We start from the raw sequence: 14,081 nt of genomic DNA, 5'->3' as shown, positions 1-14,081 counted from the left end.
TCTAAAAAAACCAACTTCATCCTCTTTCCTCTATAAATTATTCTCTCTATCCTAACATAAGATCAACACGACCTAGAAACAGCGCAAAGTGGCCCCAAAAAGCCAGAAGCCCTACTCCACAACGGAAAGGGGCCTCTAGTAAGGGTTTCATAGAGATGGCTCAGGCGTGATTTGAACACGCGACCAAGGGCTTATGAGTCCCCTGCTCTACCGCTGAGCTACTGAGCCAGGATAGTGCTTAACTAGAATAGCACTCTTGGGCCGGAACTGCGCCTCAGAAAATCCCCTCAGCCCCTTCTCGGGAAGAAGCCCCAGACAAGGCAATGCCTATCGGCAGGCCAGGGCAGCTTCGTAAACCCGTCGGTTGGCCGCGAGAGACTTCTCCAAATCCACCAGTGGGCGAGGGTAGTCCACCCCCAACCGAACTCCAAATTGCTTCTGCTCGGCAGCAGTGAGGCGATAGGGCTCGTGGATTTTATCCCCCGGGATCCCGGCCAATTCCGGCAACCAGTGGCGCAGATAGTCTCCTTTGGGATCGTACTCGCGAGATTGCTTGGGGATGTGGAAGTAGCGGAAGCCACGGGCATCATTCCCTACGCCGGCGGTGTAGTTCCAATTGCCGTAGTTGCTGGCCACGTCGTAGTCGATGAGCAACGACTCAAACCACTCAGCGCCCATGCGCCAGTCGATGCCCAGGTTCTTGGTCAAAAAGCTGGCCACATTCTGCCGTCCCCGGTTGGACATAAATCCGGTAGCCGCCAGCTCCCGCATGTTGGCATCCACCAAGGGGTAGCCCGTCTCACCCCGACACCAAGCCTGAAAGCGCGGCCAATCCTGCTGCCAAGGGATGGGGATCCCTTGGATCCCAGAAGGACGGAACAGTTTGGCGCCGTGCTTGGCCAAGATAAACCGAAAATAATCCCGCCACAGCAGCTCAAACACCAGCCAGTAGGTGGACTCATTGCGCACCCGCTCCTGCTCGTAACGCTTGACCTCGGCATAGACGGTGCGAGGGGAGATGCAGCCCAGGGCCAACCAAGCAGAAAGCCGGGAGCTATCGTCGGGATCCAACATGCCGTTGCGGGTTTCTTTGTAGATGCGCAGCCGATCCAGATCCCAAAAGTAGGTTTGCAGGCGGGCATGGGCAGCAGTGCTGCCGCCAAGGTAGGTGAAGCGGGCCCGTGGATCCCTAGCAGGTGAAAATAGCCCCAGCGAGGCCAGGGTGGGCAGAGGGCCGGGATCCAAACCCGATGGCAGGGGGGGGATCGAGGGAATGGGCAAGGGATCCCGGATGGGGGTGCTCCCCTCGACTTGCTTTCGAAAGCGGGTGAACAGCTCCGGCAGTTGCGAGAGACAAAAGGGGAGATCCTCAGGGTGATAGAGGGTATAGCCCCAATCAACCTGCAGCCGGATCCCCAGAGACCGCAAAGCCCGCTCAACAGCAGCCGCCACCTCCTTCTCCTCGGTGCCCACCTCTTCATGGGCATAGACCGCCTCGACCCCCCACTCCTGTGCCAAGGTGGGGATCACCTGTTCCGGCTGTCCCTGGCGGATCACCAAATCCGAGCCGCGCGACCGCAACTGCTGCCGCAGATCTGCCAAACTCTCCAGCAAAAACTGACCGCGGAAAGGGCCGGTTCTGGGGCGGAGCCCAAGGGAAGTCTCGCCGAACTGGCGGGGATCCAAGCAATACAAGGGGATCAAAGGGGATCCCTGTTGGCAGGCCCGCGTCAGCGGCTGGTGATCCAGCAGGCGCAAGTCGGTGCGAAACCACAGCAGGACGGTCATTCTGCAGCTACCCTACACGGATCCCGCGGACTCAGACTTGGACACCCGAACCCCAGCTGGACGCCCCAGCTCAGGGCTGGGAACAAAATGAGGCACATCGGCAGCCGGGATGTGAACAGGGGCCTTGGTGCGCGGATGATAGGTTTGCCGGGCGGGACGATGGCGCAGCGAGAACGTGCCAAAGCGAGCCAGCCGCACGGATCCCCCCTGGGCCAGGCATTGGCTAATGCTGTCCAGCATAGCCTCCAGCGCAGCAGCAGCCATTTCCACGGTCAGGCCATCCACCTGCGCGGCCATCTGGCGGGCCAGCAAACGGCGAGTCAAATGAGGAGGAGAAGCCACCAACCGACCCTCTAGACAACAGAACACAGACAGGGGCTTAGAGCACCTCCAGTTCGCTCTCGAAAAACCAATGTCGAGAGCGATCGGGAAACTCCAGAATGTAGCCGACACCGCTGCCATCGACCACACGCCGTGCCAGCACCACAGCCTCTTTGCCCACCAGAGCGCTGAGGTTTTCTTGTCCGCGATCCTGGACAGAGCGAACTTTGACCTTATTTCCAACCTTGATCGCCATAAAACCGCGAAGAGACTTACCACTCAAGATGGTACGGCAAAAGTCCCCTTGCCGAGCTCCTGCCGCACCTCTGCTGGGGTTGACCCCGATGGGATTGCTAGAATGGGGTCAGAGTGCCGTGCCCCAGGGAAGACTGCCTCCGTGATTGCCCTTTCCCTCAAACCCGCCCACTGCTCCTGGAGCGTTATCAGCTTTCCCTCCACCCTCTACACTCAGCCTGTCCTCGATCTCTTGATCTCAAAAGTCCCTCCTGCCTGGAGAGCGGAAATACGTTTGGGCCTACAGGAAGCAATCATCAATGCCGTCCGCCACGGCAACGGCCTCGACCCCAACAAGAAGGTGATCATCGAGTACGCCAGCTCCGAACCCTTTTACCAATGGCTGGTGCGAGATCAAGGGCCCGGCTTTTGTCCCCAAGAGAAGCTCCACCGATGCCAACATAACATCTTGGAAACCGAAGAGTCGGGCCGAGGAATGCTGCTGCTCACCCAAATCTTCGACTTTGTGGAGTGGAATGAAACAGGCAACCAGGTCTACCTGGCCAAATACATCCACGCCAACTGCCGGGATCCCTGGATAGTCTGACCCTCAATGCCACTCCCAAAACAGCTTGCCCATTTGGGTAATCTGGCAGCCCCGATCGGGGTAGGGAGCTTCAGAAACCGCTAGGGCTGTGGTGGCGAAGGCAAAGCGCGTGGATGACCAGCGGGATCCCATAGCGCTCCGCGCCGCTGACGCGACCGGGTCGGGCAGCTCGCTTTCCAAGAGCAACCCCAGGGATCCATAGCCATAGCCCAAATTGCGGTGGGGCAGGGAAGCCACCAACTTGCGCCAGGCGCGATTTGCACTCAAGGGGGGATCCGCGAGGGCCGTCTCCAGAGCCCCCAAAGAAGAGGCCAGGTAGGAATAGCCTTTGCGATCGGCATGATACACCTGTGCCGGCAGCGGGATCCCTGGCAGCGTTTGGGGGAGAGCCTCTGCCGCCTGCAATGACGCGGATCCTCCTTTCCCACTGACTTCCAGCGGCTCGCCTGCCAACACAGGGATCTCCGGTCGATGGATAGAGCGGTAAGGACTCCGTCCCGCTGTCGCCACCGGCTGGGGTTCTGACTGCCCCCCTGCGGGAATGGTTGGTTTGGCCCAGGCGGTGGCGGTGCCACGCTTCGTTGCCAGAGAGATTACCTGCCAGCCTTGGGCGCGTGCCCGCTCATCCAAGTCGAAATAAGGACTCCGTCCCGCTGTCGCGACCGACTCATCCGGCAGCTTACCGACCCACAGCCAGGCTGGATCCCCGTCGCCGGGCAAAAGGGCAAAGGCAAACTCTCCCCGTTCCGGCAACAGACGCTGCCAGTCCAGCGCCACCTGAGATTGCAAGCGCTGCAGCCACTGGCCGGGATCCACCCGCAACCCCAGGGAATTTAGGGGCTGGATCTGCCCCAGGCTCTGCCAAACTGAGACCAGATTCTCTCCGGAAATCAGCGCCAAGGTTTTATCCGGCAGATGTTGAAGGATCTGCGGGCGAAAGGCTTCTGCCGCCGGCAAGGAGAAGCCAGCGGGCGCATGCCAGAGGGCAGCACTTTCGGCCACCAAGCCTTGGAAGTTCACCCCCAACCCCAGCCCTACCGCCTGCAACGTCAGCCCGTCTGGAGAAACCGCCTCTGGATTTTGCCAGAAGGCCCAACCCACATGTGCCTCCCGCAGCGGCTGGATGACCTGCTGAAACAGAGGCTGAGCCACCAGAGACAACTGCGGCAATTGCCAAGCATCGATGGCGGCGCGAATGGCAGCAGGCTGCTCCGCCAGCAACACGTATTGCTCGCCGAAAACGGCTGCCGAGAAACCCTGCAGGCCCGGAATCGGGCTGGACACCACCTGAATGCCCTTGTAAGTGTCCACCTGCACCGGCCTCCCGGCCAAGCTCTGCCGTTCCCACAACAGGTTCAGCTCAAATTGAGAGAGCGCCGCATCCCGCGTTTCTAGGGCAACCAAGGTGCCCCACTCCGGCAAACTGGCCAAGAGGGTGCTCCTCCCCAGCCAGGGCCGCACCTCCCGCTCGAAATCAAGGGATCCCCCGGCCAGCATGGATCCCAGCCAGCCTGGGCCTTCAGGGGAGAAAAACTTTCGCCATTGCTGACGGGTAGCGCGTCGCTGAGGGGCAGGGGTTGCCGCTTGCCAAAACGCTTGCACCTCGTCCAGGGGAACGGCCAACACCAGCAGCGCTTGCGCAGAGCTGGGGGCAAAGCCCACAATGGGTGGCAGCTCCGGGTGGGCCAGCAACAAAGCCACCGGACTGCGGGTGAGCAGCCATACGACAACCCACACCACCATGGCGGCCAGAAGACCAAGCCCAATCAGGATCCCGCGCAAGAGTTGCCGTCGTCCCATATCTCATCTCTTCACCGAGAGAGACGTAGCGCGTGTACCCAGGCCCTAATGCTTCACATCACTGGCATGAACAGGCCCAGGAAGAAGAGCTGCCCTCAGTCATGCATGATAAAACCTTACCATGGAACAGAGGCTCATCCTGGTGCGCAAGCTGGAGCCCACTGCTGAGCAGGCGGCCAAGTTTAGAGGCACCCCACAAGCCTTTGCGATCCGCACCACCATTCCAAACCAACGTGCAGATCAGCCCTGCCTTGACCAGCTCGGCAGCTATCTAGGCCCATCCGAAAGTCAAACCCATGTCAGAGTTTCAACTGGTTTCTCCCTATCAACCCACCGGAGATCAACCTAAGGCAATTGCCGGCTTGGTGAAGTCGATTTCAGAAGGCCATCGTTTTCAAACCTTGCTGGGAGCAACCGGAACCGGCAAAACGTTTACCATCGCCCATACCATTCAGCAGGTGGGCAGGCCCACCTTAGTGATGGCCCACAATAAGACTTTGGCAGCACAACTGTGCAATGAGCTGCGGGAGCTTTTTCCTCACAATGCCGTTGAATACTTCATCAGCTATTACGACTACTATCAACCGGAAGCCTATGTTCCCAGCACCGATACATACATTGCCAAATCTTCTTCCATCAACGATGAAATCGATATGTTGCGCCACTCGGCTACCCGCTCTTTGTTTGAACGGCGAGATGTGATTGTGGTGGCCTCGGTGAGCTGCATCTATGGTCTGGGCATGCCAGAGGAGTACCTGAAGGCTTCCATCCCCTTCAAAGTCGGCCAGGAGATTAACCAACGGGATGTCCTGCGGGATCTGGCCAGCATCCAGTACGAGCGCAATGACCTGGAGCTGGTGCGGGGGCGATTTCGCCTCAAAGGGGATGTGCTGGAAATTGTGCCGGCCTATGAGGATCGGGTCATTCGCATCGAATTTTTTGGCGATGAGATCGAGGCCATTCGCTTAATTGATCCGGTTACAGGTGAGATTTTGAACAGCCTCAGCGCCCTCAGAGTTTATCCTGCTCGGCACTTTGTAACGCCGGAAGCACAATTGGAGCGGGCGATCCTCAATATCGAGCAAGAACTGGAAGAGCAACTGGCCTTCTTTCGCAAAGAAGGCAAGCTCCTGGAAGCCCAACGCCTAGAGCAGCGCACCCGCTACGACCTAGAAATGCTGCGAGAGGTGGGCTATTGCAACGGGATCGAAAACTACTCCAGACATTTAACAGGGCGCAAAGCAGGAGAGCCCCCCGCCTGCTTGGTGGATTATTTCAAGGCCGACGATTGGCTGTTGGTGGTGGATGAGTCCCACGTCACTGTGCCCCAAATTCGCGGCATGTACAATGGCGACCGTGCCCGCAAGCAGGTGCTGGTAGATCATGGTTTTCGCCTGCCCAGCGCCCTCGACAATCGCCCCCTCAAAGCCGAAGAGTTTTGGGCCAAAGTTCATCAGTGCATCTTTGTTTCGGCTACCCCCGGCAACTGGGAACTAGAGCAGAGCGAGGCCCAATTTGAAACCCGGGTGGAAGATGGCAAGACCTTGAAGTTTTATGTGCAGGGCAGCGGTCGGGTTATCGAACAGGTGATTCGGCCCACTGGGGTGGTGGATCCCGAGGTGCATGTGCGCCCTACGGCTGGGCAAGTGGACGATTTGCTGGGAGAAATTTATTTGCGATTGGAGCGCTCTCAGCAGGGGCCTGCCGAACGGGTGATCGTGACCACCCTCACCAAACGGATGGCAGAGGACCTCACGGAATATCTCCAGGAGCGAGGGATCCGAGTTCGCTATTTGCATTCCGAGATCACCTCGATTGAGCGAATTGAAATCCTACAAGACTTTCGAGAAGGGGCCTTTGACGTGTTGGTAGGAGTTAACTTGCTGCGGGAAGGGTTAGACCTGCCGGAAGTCTCCTTGGTGGCCATTTTGGATGCCGACAAAGAAGGGTTTTTGCGAGCAGAGCGCTCCCTGATTCAGATGATTGGGAGGGCAGCACGAAATGTCCGCGGTATGGTGGTGATGTACGCCGACACCATGACCAGCAGCATGGCCCGAGCCATTGCCGAGACCCAGCGTCGCCGCGAGATTCAATTGCAATACAACCGCCAACACAACATCGCGCCCAAGCCCATTGTCAAGAAAAACAGCAATGCCATCTTGTCTTTTTTGGCCATCTCCCGCAAACTCAGCAACCCAGATCTGGAAAAAGCCTTTCAAGCTGCGCAAGAGATCCCTCTCTCCGAGATTCCAGAGCTGATCGGCCAACTGGAACTGAAGATGAAAGAGGCCGCCAAAAACCTAGAATTTGAGGAAGCCGCCGAGCTGCGAGATAGAATCAAAAAGCTGCGTCAACGCCTTCTGGGCCATTCTCAGGGCACCTAAAATCCTTGCTCAGATCGGCCAAAATTGAGGTCGGCTTGTGCCACCATGAGCTTGCGGGGCAGCACCAGGGATCCCCAATTGATCGATAGGCGTTCGTACCAAACCGGCCATGCAGGACTCCGTCCCACTTAAGCGAGCAGCTCTTTGGGTTGGGCTGACGGTGGGGATAGGTCTCTGGCTCACCCCTGCCGTCGCCTCTGCCTCCTCAGGGATCCCCTTGGCTCAAGCCCTTGAATTTCGGGATCCCAACTTTTTCCTGGCCGATCCCCGACCCACACCGGCTGAAGCGCCAACTCCTGAGGGATCCCCTGCTCCGGCTCCCAGCCCAGTCGGGATCCCTTTGACCGGCCAAGAGGGCACAGAGGTGTTGGTGGGGAACATCCCGGTGTTTCGCCTGCAGACGGCAGAGTACCCCAGCGATGTGCGGGCCGACAACGTTCGGGCGATCATCGAGCGCTTTCTGGAAGAAGGCCAGTTGCCGGAGCCAGAGGTACGGGTGGCCCAGGATGCCAATGGGCAATACATCTTACGCCTGGGGGAAAGAGGCCGCTTTGAGCGCACACAACGGTATTTGTTCACCGTCACCTATGCCGATGCAGCCGCAGAGCGCAGGGTGGCACCGGGTCAGGTGAACCTGAATGACGTGCGTCTGGTGGCTAACAGTTGGGCGCGGCGGTTGGAGCAAGCGATTGCCAATTACCGCGAAGACCTGCTGGCTCTGCAACGGGCCCAGGATCCGCGCGTGCTGGTTCTGACCCTCCTGGCAGGGATCGCCACCCTGGTGGTGGGGTTCTTTCTCTGGCGGCTGTTCGACCGCAGCTTAACCCGTCTGCAACGCTGGTTGGAGCTTAAGGCCGGAGAGACCTGGGGCACCTGGATCGATGTGGGTGGGATGCTGCTGCGGGGCGTGGGGGTGATCCTCATCGCCGGCATCTCGCTGGATCGCGGTATCAGCTTCATCCCTGCCCTACGACCGTTTCAGCGCTCCTTTTACCTGGGCCTGGGTCGTGTGGTCGCCACGGCTCTGGGCGTTCTCACCCAGCCTCTGCCCAACTCCAGCGTTTCGATTGCCAGCTTGCTGGTCTTCCTCGTCCTCTCCATCTTGGTTTTCACCGGCGCCCACTACGTCAGTGTTGGCTTCAAGCAGCGCTTTTTGGCACGCCTGGGGCTGGATCTGGGCACCCAAGAGTCTTCGGCGGCCATCTTCAAGTACATCCTGACCCTGTTCGGCATCCTTCTGGTCTTGCCCTTCAGCGGCCTTAATCTGGGCTCCTTGGCGGTTATTGCCGGGGCGGTGGGTTTGGGGATCGGCTTTGGTTTGCAAAACCTCTCCAACAACTACATCAGCTACATTGCCATTTTGCTGGAGCGCCCCATCCAAATCGGGGATCTGGTGGAAGTGGACAACCTGCTCGGCACAGTGGAGCGCATTGGCCCACGAGCCACCGTCTTGCGCACCCTGGATCGCATTTTTGTGATTGTGCCCAACTCCCGCTTTACCGAATCGAAGGTGGTGAACTGGAGCTACCGGGATCCCCGCTGTCGCATCCACATTCCGGTCGGCGTGGCCTACGGCTCCGATACGGCCCTGGTCACCGAAGCTCTGCTCAGCGCAGCCAAAGAAAATGCTCGGGTGTTGAGCAGCCCTGCCCCCCAAGTCTGGCTCAAGTCCTTTGGCCCTTCTGCACTTAACTTTGAGCTGCTGGTGTGGATCAACCGTCCTCAAGATCAGTTTGTCTTGATCAGCGAGCTAAACTTCCTGATCGAGGCTGAGTTTCGGCGACGTGGGATCCGCATCCCCTTCCCGCAACAAGATATTCATATCCGCAGCCTAGAGGGATTTGCCCCCCTCAGTCAAAATGGCGGATCCCCTTCTTTGCCCGATACCGACTCCATTCACTCTGCCCTCAAAGAAGCGGCTCAATCGCCGGAAGACCAAAATGGTGTTTCCTAAGCTATTGCCTGCCATTGACACCCTATCGACACCATGTTGCAGCGGTTAGATGAGGTACTGGGAAGCTTTGGCAGCCATCCCCGTTGGGCTGAACTGAAGCAAATGCAAACCCTGCGGCAGCTCTGGCCCGAACTCGTCGGAGAGGCCGTAGCCGCCCAAACCTATCCTCTCAGCCTGCGCCGACAGGTGCTGCAGGTGGCCACCTCTACCCCGGCCTGGGCACAAAACTTAACCTTGCAACGCCAGATCATTCTCAGGAAACTCAACAGCCGGCTACAATCTCCCCTCAGCGATATCCGCTTCAGCTCTGGTGCCTGGCACAAGGGATCCAGCCAAGCCACCCCCCACCCTGATGCAGAGTTGACCAGCAAGTTTTATGCCACCCCCCGCCAGGCACCCCCAAATGAGCAACGCTCTGGATCCTGTCGCGGCCCCAATTCGAAACAGCCCGCCTCCGACCCGAAAGTGGCTTTCGAGCGCTGGGCCAGGGTGGTGAAACAACAACAAACCCAGCAAAACCTGTTCCCCTGCCCCGCCTGCCGCTGTCCTACCCCTGCCGCCGAATTGGAGCGTTGGTTTGTCTGCGGGTTCTGCCATCGACAATCCTTGCGCCCGCCCAGCTAACTCAGGAAACTCGAATTACGGTTGCTTCAAATGGCAATCAAACGATTCGTCAGGTCGATCCCCAACTTCTTTCTTCCTCTGAGAGAGGTTGTGGATGGTTACGGCAGCGGCAAGGAGCGCTTGGGAAGCGTCTCAACCCAGTTTGAAATGCAACTGCGAACCCTTAATCGTTCATAGCCCGATAGGTGGCTACTGAAGACGGCGATACACGGTTTAGATAGCGAAAGATCCAATACTTAAAAAGCGTATCTAGGAAAACCGGAAAAGTAGCAATAAAGCCGTAGATAAAATCGCGGTTCTCCGGTACCCCCAAATGGGCAGCCAAATTACCCAGCAGCACCTCCCAACCGTGGGGAGAGTGATAACCGACAAACACATCGGTAAAAAGAATGATAATGAAAGCCTTGGCACTATCGCTGAGGCCGTAGATCAGACGATCCAAAAAAGACTTGAGGACTTCGATTTCCTCACGCCCAGTAAAGATAAGCCAGCCAAACACCAGCAGCGAAAGCAAATCAGCAAGGATATTCTTCAATCCTTCCGAGTTCCTACGGCTATATTTTTTCAGCAGTTCCTCTGCCTTCATGGACAGTTGCTCTTCTGATTCCAGATCCCACTCTGGGGGTTGATGGTGCAAAGCTCGCTCAAATTCTATTCTTTCCTTGAAAAACTCGAACTCTGACAGGGCTTTTTCTTGGAATTCGTGGCTTAGAGCCACAATGGCAGGCTCCCGTTGTTGGAAGTGATCCACCAATGGCCCAAACAGAAAGTTTTTCGAGAGGATCTGGGTGAGCAGAGGCAAAATGGCCAACAACAACAGAAAACGAATCGATACCAGTGTGCGAGTGCGAGCCTCGCGATACTCTTGGATCAGTTCCTCTTCGGCCTGGGAACTCAGCTCACGGCGGATTTGGCTGGCTGTGCGCAGAATAGAACGGGGCAGAATCGCAGCTTTGGAAGCGACCGGGGCAGCGCCATTGCCGGAGCCTGCCTTGACAGAGACATCAGGAGAACTGGGTTGGGTTGAGGTAGGTTGTTCTGGCCGTTCGAGAGGCTCAGGTGAAGTGGAAATTGAAGCAGAGATGGGCTGGGATTTTCTGGTCGGGCGTTTGTATCGAGAAGTCACCTGATCGATAAACTGCAGTTTCTCCAAAATGGAAAGATCTCGTCTTTGGCAACCATTCTCGGAGTTTTCGCTGCTGCTTTCAGAAACATTGGCCTCAGCGGCATGGAGTTGTTGAGCTTTATCTTGGGCAGAAGTAGGGCCGCTGCCATTTTGCTCGGGATCCGGCAGGCGAGAAAAGGCGCTGCTGGCTCTGAACTCTGCCAAACGCAGATCGATCTGGCGCAGCTGCCGGCGCAGTTGAATCTGAAAGTAGCGGCTGACATTCTGGCCATGTTGCCCGTTGCTGCCAATGGACCCTCCCTGGAAGTATTGATCCTCGATGGCTTTAATGCGCAGGGCAGCCTCATAAGCTTGGTCAAGGGAGCGCAGGGGGGTATTTGAGATCCATTGGCCCAGCCTGCTCAATACGGATTCTCCCATTGCTCGTTCCCGTGGCACTCCCCATGGGGGCCGATCCACACATTACAGTGATCCGATTGACTAATTATTGTAACGAGTCCTGGGTGCCTAGGCGGGAATCCCAACGGTGGAGAAGTACTTGCAGAGACTGGCCCTGCCTCGACAGAAGTACAGACCGGCACCTTTGGGTCAGAGCAAACTTCAGTATCCCTTAAAGCGCTTGAGGGCAAAGCCACAGATCTGCAGCAGCCGCAGCCCCTCTCGCACATGGTGAATGTTGGAGCGACCATAGGTTCTGGGGAAATAGCGCACGGGGATATCCAGGATCTTCAGGGTGCGCTTGGCGGATCCCAGCAACAGGTCAAAATCTCCAAACGGGTCGAAATCCCCCCACTCTTGGCACAGCTTGGCAATCTGCTGGTAATCCTCCCGCCACAGGGCCTTGGTGCCACAGAGGGAATCTTTGATGCGGATGCCGAGAATGTAGGAGAGGAGAGCGGCAAAAAAACGATTGGCCCATTGGTTTAGCCGAGGCATTGCCTCTGGTTTCAGGGGATAGATAAGGCGACAACCATTGGCAAAATCACATCGCCCGGAAGCCACAGCCCGGAAAAACTTGGGCAGGTCCTCTGCCTGTACGGTCAAATCGGCATCGAGGATGATCAACACATCCCCTGTAGCGGCGGCTAGCCCCTTGCGCACCGCATCCCCCTTGCCCTTGCCCTCCTGCCGTAGAGCCCGGATATTGCGGATCCCTTGGTATTCCGCCTGTACCCGCTGGATCTCGGCCCAAGTCCCGTCGCTGGAATGCCCCTCCACAAAAATGATCTCGGTGCGGGATCCCATCTCGGGCAAATGTTCCACGCAGCGGCGGATGTTGCCCGCTTCATTCCGAGCCGGAATCACCACGGTGCAGGAAGGCTGCTGCTCAGGGGGGGGATCCCAAGCCGGGTCGGGCTGCAGGCGAGCGATCGTGTACTCTGTCAGGCAGAGGGCGTTGATCCCGGGCAATGGGGCAATCACCCGGTTGATCACAGTCGAAAGGAACGGGATCCGCCGCGGCAACAACAGCCGCTTGCCCTGCTGAATGACCTCGTATCCTGCCAAGTGCAGCAGGTTGGCCACATCGGCTGCCGATAACCAGTTGGCTGCCGGCAGAGGCATCCGTTGCTTCAGAGCGGTTGCCAGGCTCAGAATCGGCTCCCAAAGTGGGTTGTGGTGGGAGAGGATCAGGCGGGTGCGTGGGGTACAGAAGCGGCGCAACTGCTGGAGAACCTGCTGGATGTCGGCCAGGTAGCCCAGGGTATTGACGAGCAAGATCACATCAAAAGGCTCCGCCAAAACGGGATCCTCTTTGTCCAGCGTGTGGGCATCTTGCACCCGGAAATGGAGATGGGGAAACTCTGCCTGAGCTTGGGCAACAATGTCCGCATCCCGGTCGATCCCCACCCCGAAGCTGGGCTGCAAGGCATTGAGCAGGGATCCCGTGCCGGAACCAATCTCCAAGATGCGCAAACCGGCAGGGACAAAAAAGCGATGCAGCCGCTCCAGATCCTCGTGGTAGTAGCGGTTTTTTTGCCGCCAGTAATACAAGGGGTGGGTCAACGCTGGCAAGGGATCCCTGGGGTATCGCTGGATAGTCTTCGATCATAAGGTGTGATCGTTTGCAACAACGGCTTCAAGCACCTTAGATCTCAATCTGTTGGTCACCCAACCCAGCTGGATCCCCGACAACAGGGGCGAAGCCCTCCAGCGATTGCGTACCGCAGCCACATCTTGCCACCCCAGTCTCTCCCCACCCAGCGATAGCAGTACAGGGAAAAGGGAAGCATTGGCGGGCAAGTGCCAACGAGCGGGGATCTCAGCGACGACGCACTTTATCCCTTTGGCTGACAAAGATGATGGCGCCAAAGAGAGCCCCCAGCACAACTGCACCAGCCACCAAGCTCCAGAGGAAGTTAGCAAGTGAGGGAGTCATAAAAGCGTTTCCTCCTCGTGCAAATAACCATTGCCCAACGGCTTTTCGATTATACCGAGCCCTGTCACCCTTCCAAAGCCTGCCTTTGTCCCTGCCGGGCGCTGTCATTTGGTAGTTTGGTATTCCAGGGGCACCTCCTCTAGGGTTTGGCTCTTGCCGGCAAAGGGGTTATCCGGCGTTAAGAACAGCATACAGTGACATTCCTTTCGCTCCCGCATGGGTACACAGGGGCAATTCCAATAGCCTGCTTTTGCTTCTGCCTCTTTGTCTTCATAAAAACGACAGGGACACAGCGGGGCGCCCAATTGCTCTTTGTGCAGAGCCAAGCCTTCGATCACCGCCGTCGTAATTGATGGATCCGAGCAGAAAAAGGTCTCGGAGCGTTTGGCGTAGGTTTCTGCGAAATGCCGCATCAACTCAAAGCTCTTCTGTGAGGACTTTTTGTAACCACGACTTTCCATGACGATTCCCAAAAGTGGAACTAACCGGCTGTTGCTAGCAATGGGGTTCACAGCTTTTTCCGACGACGCCTCCCGAAGCCAGTACAGACGTGTAGGGGGCCGGGATTCTATTAACTCCACAGATAACTCCACAGACCTCCCACAACGTCGAGAAAAGCTGTATCTCGCTCTTCGTTGTACAGCAGACCTCTAGGCAGGACAAAAGATTATGCCCTTGCTGTTACACAAGGCAACATCTAGGGGCCGTAGCAAGAGCCAGCCTTGGCGTACTCTACAGAATACCTTGACATCCTCCCCGGCCTTTAGGCCGGAGATTCCTACCACGCTGCGCATGGATGGCTCCTTGCGCAGTCGTCTCGGCGGGTTCCTGCTTCCGACCGCCCGTGCGGTTCGATCCACAGGCCA

General features: G+C 57.5%; 13 protein-coding genes and 1 tRNA gene. 4 read left to right on the top strand and 10 right to left on the bottom strand.

Translation table 11 applies throughout. The features are described 5' to 3' along the window. Positions 1-156 precede the first annotated feature (156 nt). The 4 genes from NW828_RS12205 to NW828_RS12190 form a co-directional block, all read right to left on the bottom strand. A tRNA-Met gene (locus tag NW828_RS12205) sits at positions 157-228 on the bottom strand. A gap of 99 nt (positions 229-327) precedes the next feature. After that, on the bottom strand, positions 328-1,788 hold the full coding sequence (locus tag NW828_RS12200) for a DASH family cryptochrome (protein WP_414384159.1): 1,461 nt from the start codon (positions 1,786-1,788) through the stop codon (positions 328-330). Positions 1,789-1,800: 12 nt separating this feature from the next. Further along, positions 1,801-2,130, bottom strand: coding sequence for an HU family DNA-binding protein (locus tag NW828_RS12195; protein WP_238376891.1), 330 nt, complete (start codon positions 2,128-2,130; stop codon positions 1,801-1,803). Between the two features lie 37 nt (positions 2,131-2,167). Further along, positions 2,168-2,365 (bottom strand): cytochrome b6f subunit family protein, encoded by a 198-nt coding sequence (locus tag NW828_RS12190; RefSeq protein ID WP_041436278.1) that lies wholly within the window; start codon positions 2,363-2,365, stop codon positions 2,168-2,170. A 141-nt stretch (positions 2,366-2,506) separates the two neighbouring features. Here NW828_RS12190 and NW828_RS12185 point away from each other — a divergent pair, with 141 nt between their 5' ends. Further along, positions 2,507-2,950, top strand: coding sequence for an ATP-binding protein (locus tag NW828_RS12185; RefSeq protein ID WP_011432443.1), 444 nt, complete (start codon positions 2,507-2,509; stop codon positions 2,948-2,950). A gap of 3 nt (positions 2,951-2,953) precedes the next feature. Here the strand turns inward: NW828_RS12185 and NW828_RS12180 are convergent, their stop codons facing one another. Then, positions 2,954-4,750, bottom strand: coding sequence for a DUF3352 domain-containing protein (locus NW828_RS12180; RefSeq protein ID WP_414384158.1), 1,797 nt, complete (start codon positions 4,748-4,750; stop codon positions 2,954-2,956). Positions 4,751-5,046: 296 nt separating this feature from the next. On the opposite strand from NW828_RS12180, the gene uvrB reads away from it, so the two are divergent. Next, entirely contained in the window at positions 5,047-7,134 is a 2,088-nt protein-coding gene (uvrB, locus tag NW828_RS12175; protein ID WP_414384156.1) for an excinuclease ABC subunit UvrB, read from the top strand. Here uvrB and NW828_RS12170 read toward each other — a convergent pair. Next, entirely contained in the window at positions 7,131-7,262 is a 132-nt protein-coding gene (locus tag NW828_RS12170; protein WP_414343450.1) for a hypothetical protein, read from the bottom strand. The genes uvrB and NW828_RS12170 overlap by 4 nt on opposite strands. A gap of 32 nt (positions 7,263-7,294) precedes the next feature. Here NW828_RS12170 and NW828_RS12165 point away from each other — a divergent pair, with 32 nt between their 5' ends. Together NW828_RS12165 and NW828_RS12160 are read left to right on the top strand one after the other, a co-directional pair. Beyond that, positions 7,295-9,088 (top strand): mechanosensitive ion channel domain-containing protein, encoded by a 1,794-nt coding sequence (locus NW828_RS12165; RefSeq protein WP_414384154.1) that lies wholly within the window; start codon positions 7,295-7,297, stop codon positions 9,086-9,088. 33 nt (positions 9,089-9,121) lie between these two features. Next, positions 9,122-9,712, top strand: a complete 591-nt coding sequence (locus NW828_RS12160; protein WP_414384152.1) for a DUF721 domain-containing protein — start codon at positions 9,122-9,124, stop codon at positions 9,710-9,712. 163 nt (positions 9,713-9,875) lie between these two features. Here NW828_RS12160 and pxcA read toward each other — a convergent pair whose 3' ends face one another. The 4 genes from pxcA to NW828_RS12140 form a co-directional block, all read right to left on the bottom strand. Next, complete coding sequence (gene pxcA / locus NW828_RS12155; protein ID WP_414384151.1) at positions 9,876-11,258, bottom strand: proton extrusion protein PcxA; 1,383 nt, start codon at positions 11,256-11,258, stop codon at positions 9,876-9,878. A 180-nt stretch (positions 11,259-11,438) separates the two neighbouring features. Further along, positions 11,439-12,842, bottom strand: a complete 1,404-nt coding sequence (locus NW828_RS12150) for a glycosyltransferase (RefSeq protein ID WP_414384149.1) — start codon at positions 12,840-12,842, stop codon at positions 11,439-11,441. A gap of 256 nt (positions 12,843-13,098) precedes the next feature. Next, the gene (locus tag NW828_RS12145; protein ID WP_011432450.1) at positions 13,099-13,215 is read right to left on the bottom strand and encodes a photosystem II reaction center X protein; all 117 of its coding nucleotides are present in this window, start codon (positions 13,213-13,215) and stop codon (positions 13,099-13,101) included. Positions 13,216-13,319: 104 nt separating this feature from the next. Beyond that, complete coding sequence (locus tag NW828_RS12140; RefSeq protein ID WP_011432451.1) at positions 13,320-13,676, bottom strand: ferredoxin-thioredoxin reductase catalytic domain-containing protein; 357 nt, start codon at positions 13,674-13,676, stop codon at positions 13,320-13,322. Positions 13,677-14,081: the final 405 nt, after the last annotated feature.

Origin of the sequence: Synechococcus sp. W55.2, from assembly GCF_047461635.1 — a bacterium.
In the GTDB taxonomy this organism is placed as follows: domain Bacteria; phylum Cyanobacteriota; class Cyanobacteriia; order Thermostichales; family Thermostichaceae; genus Thermostichus.
This window is presented reverse-complemented; position numbering and strand designations above follow the sequence as displayed.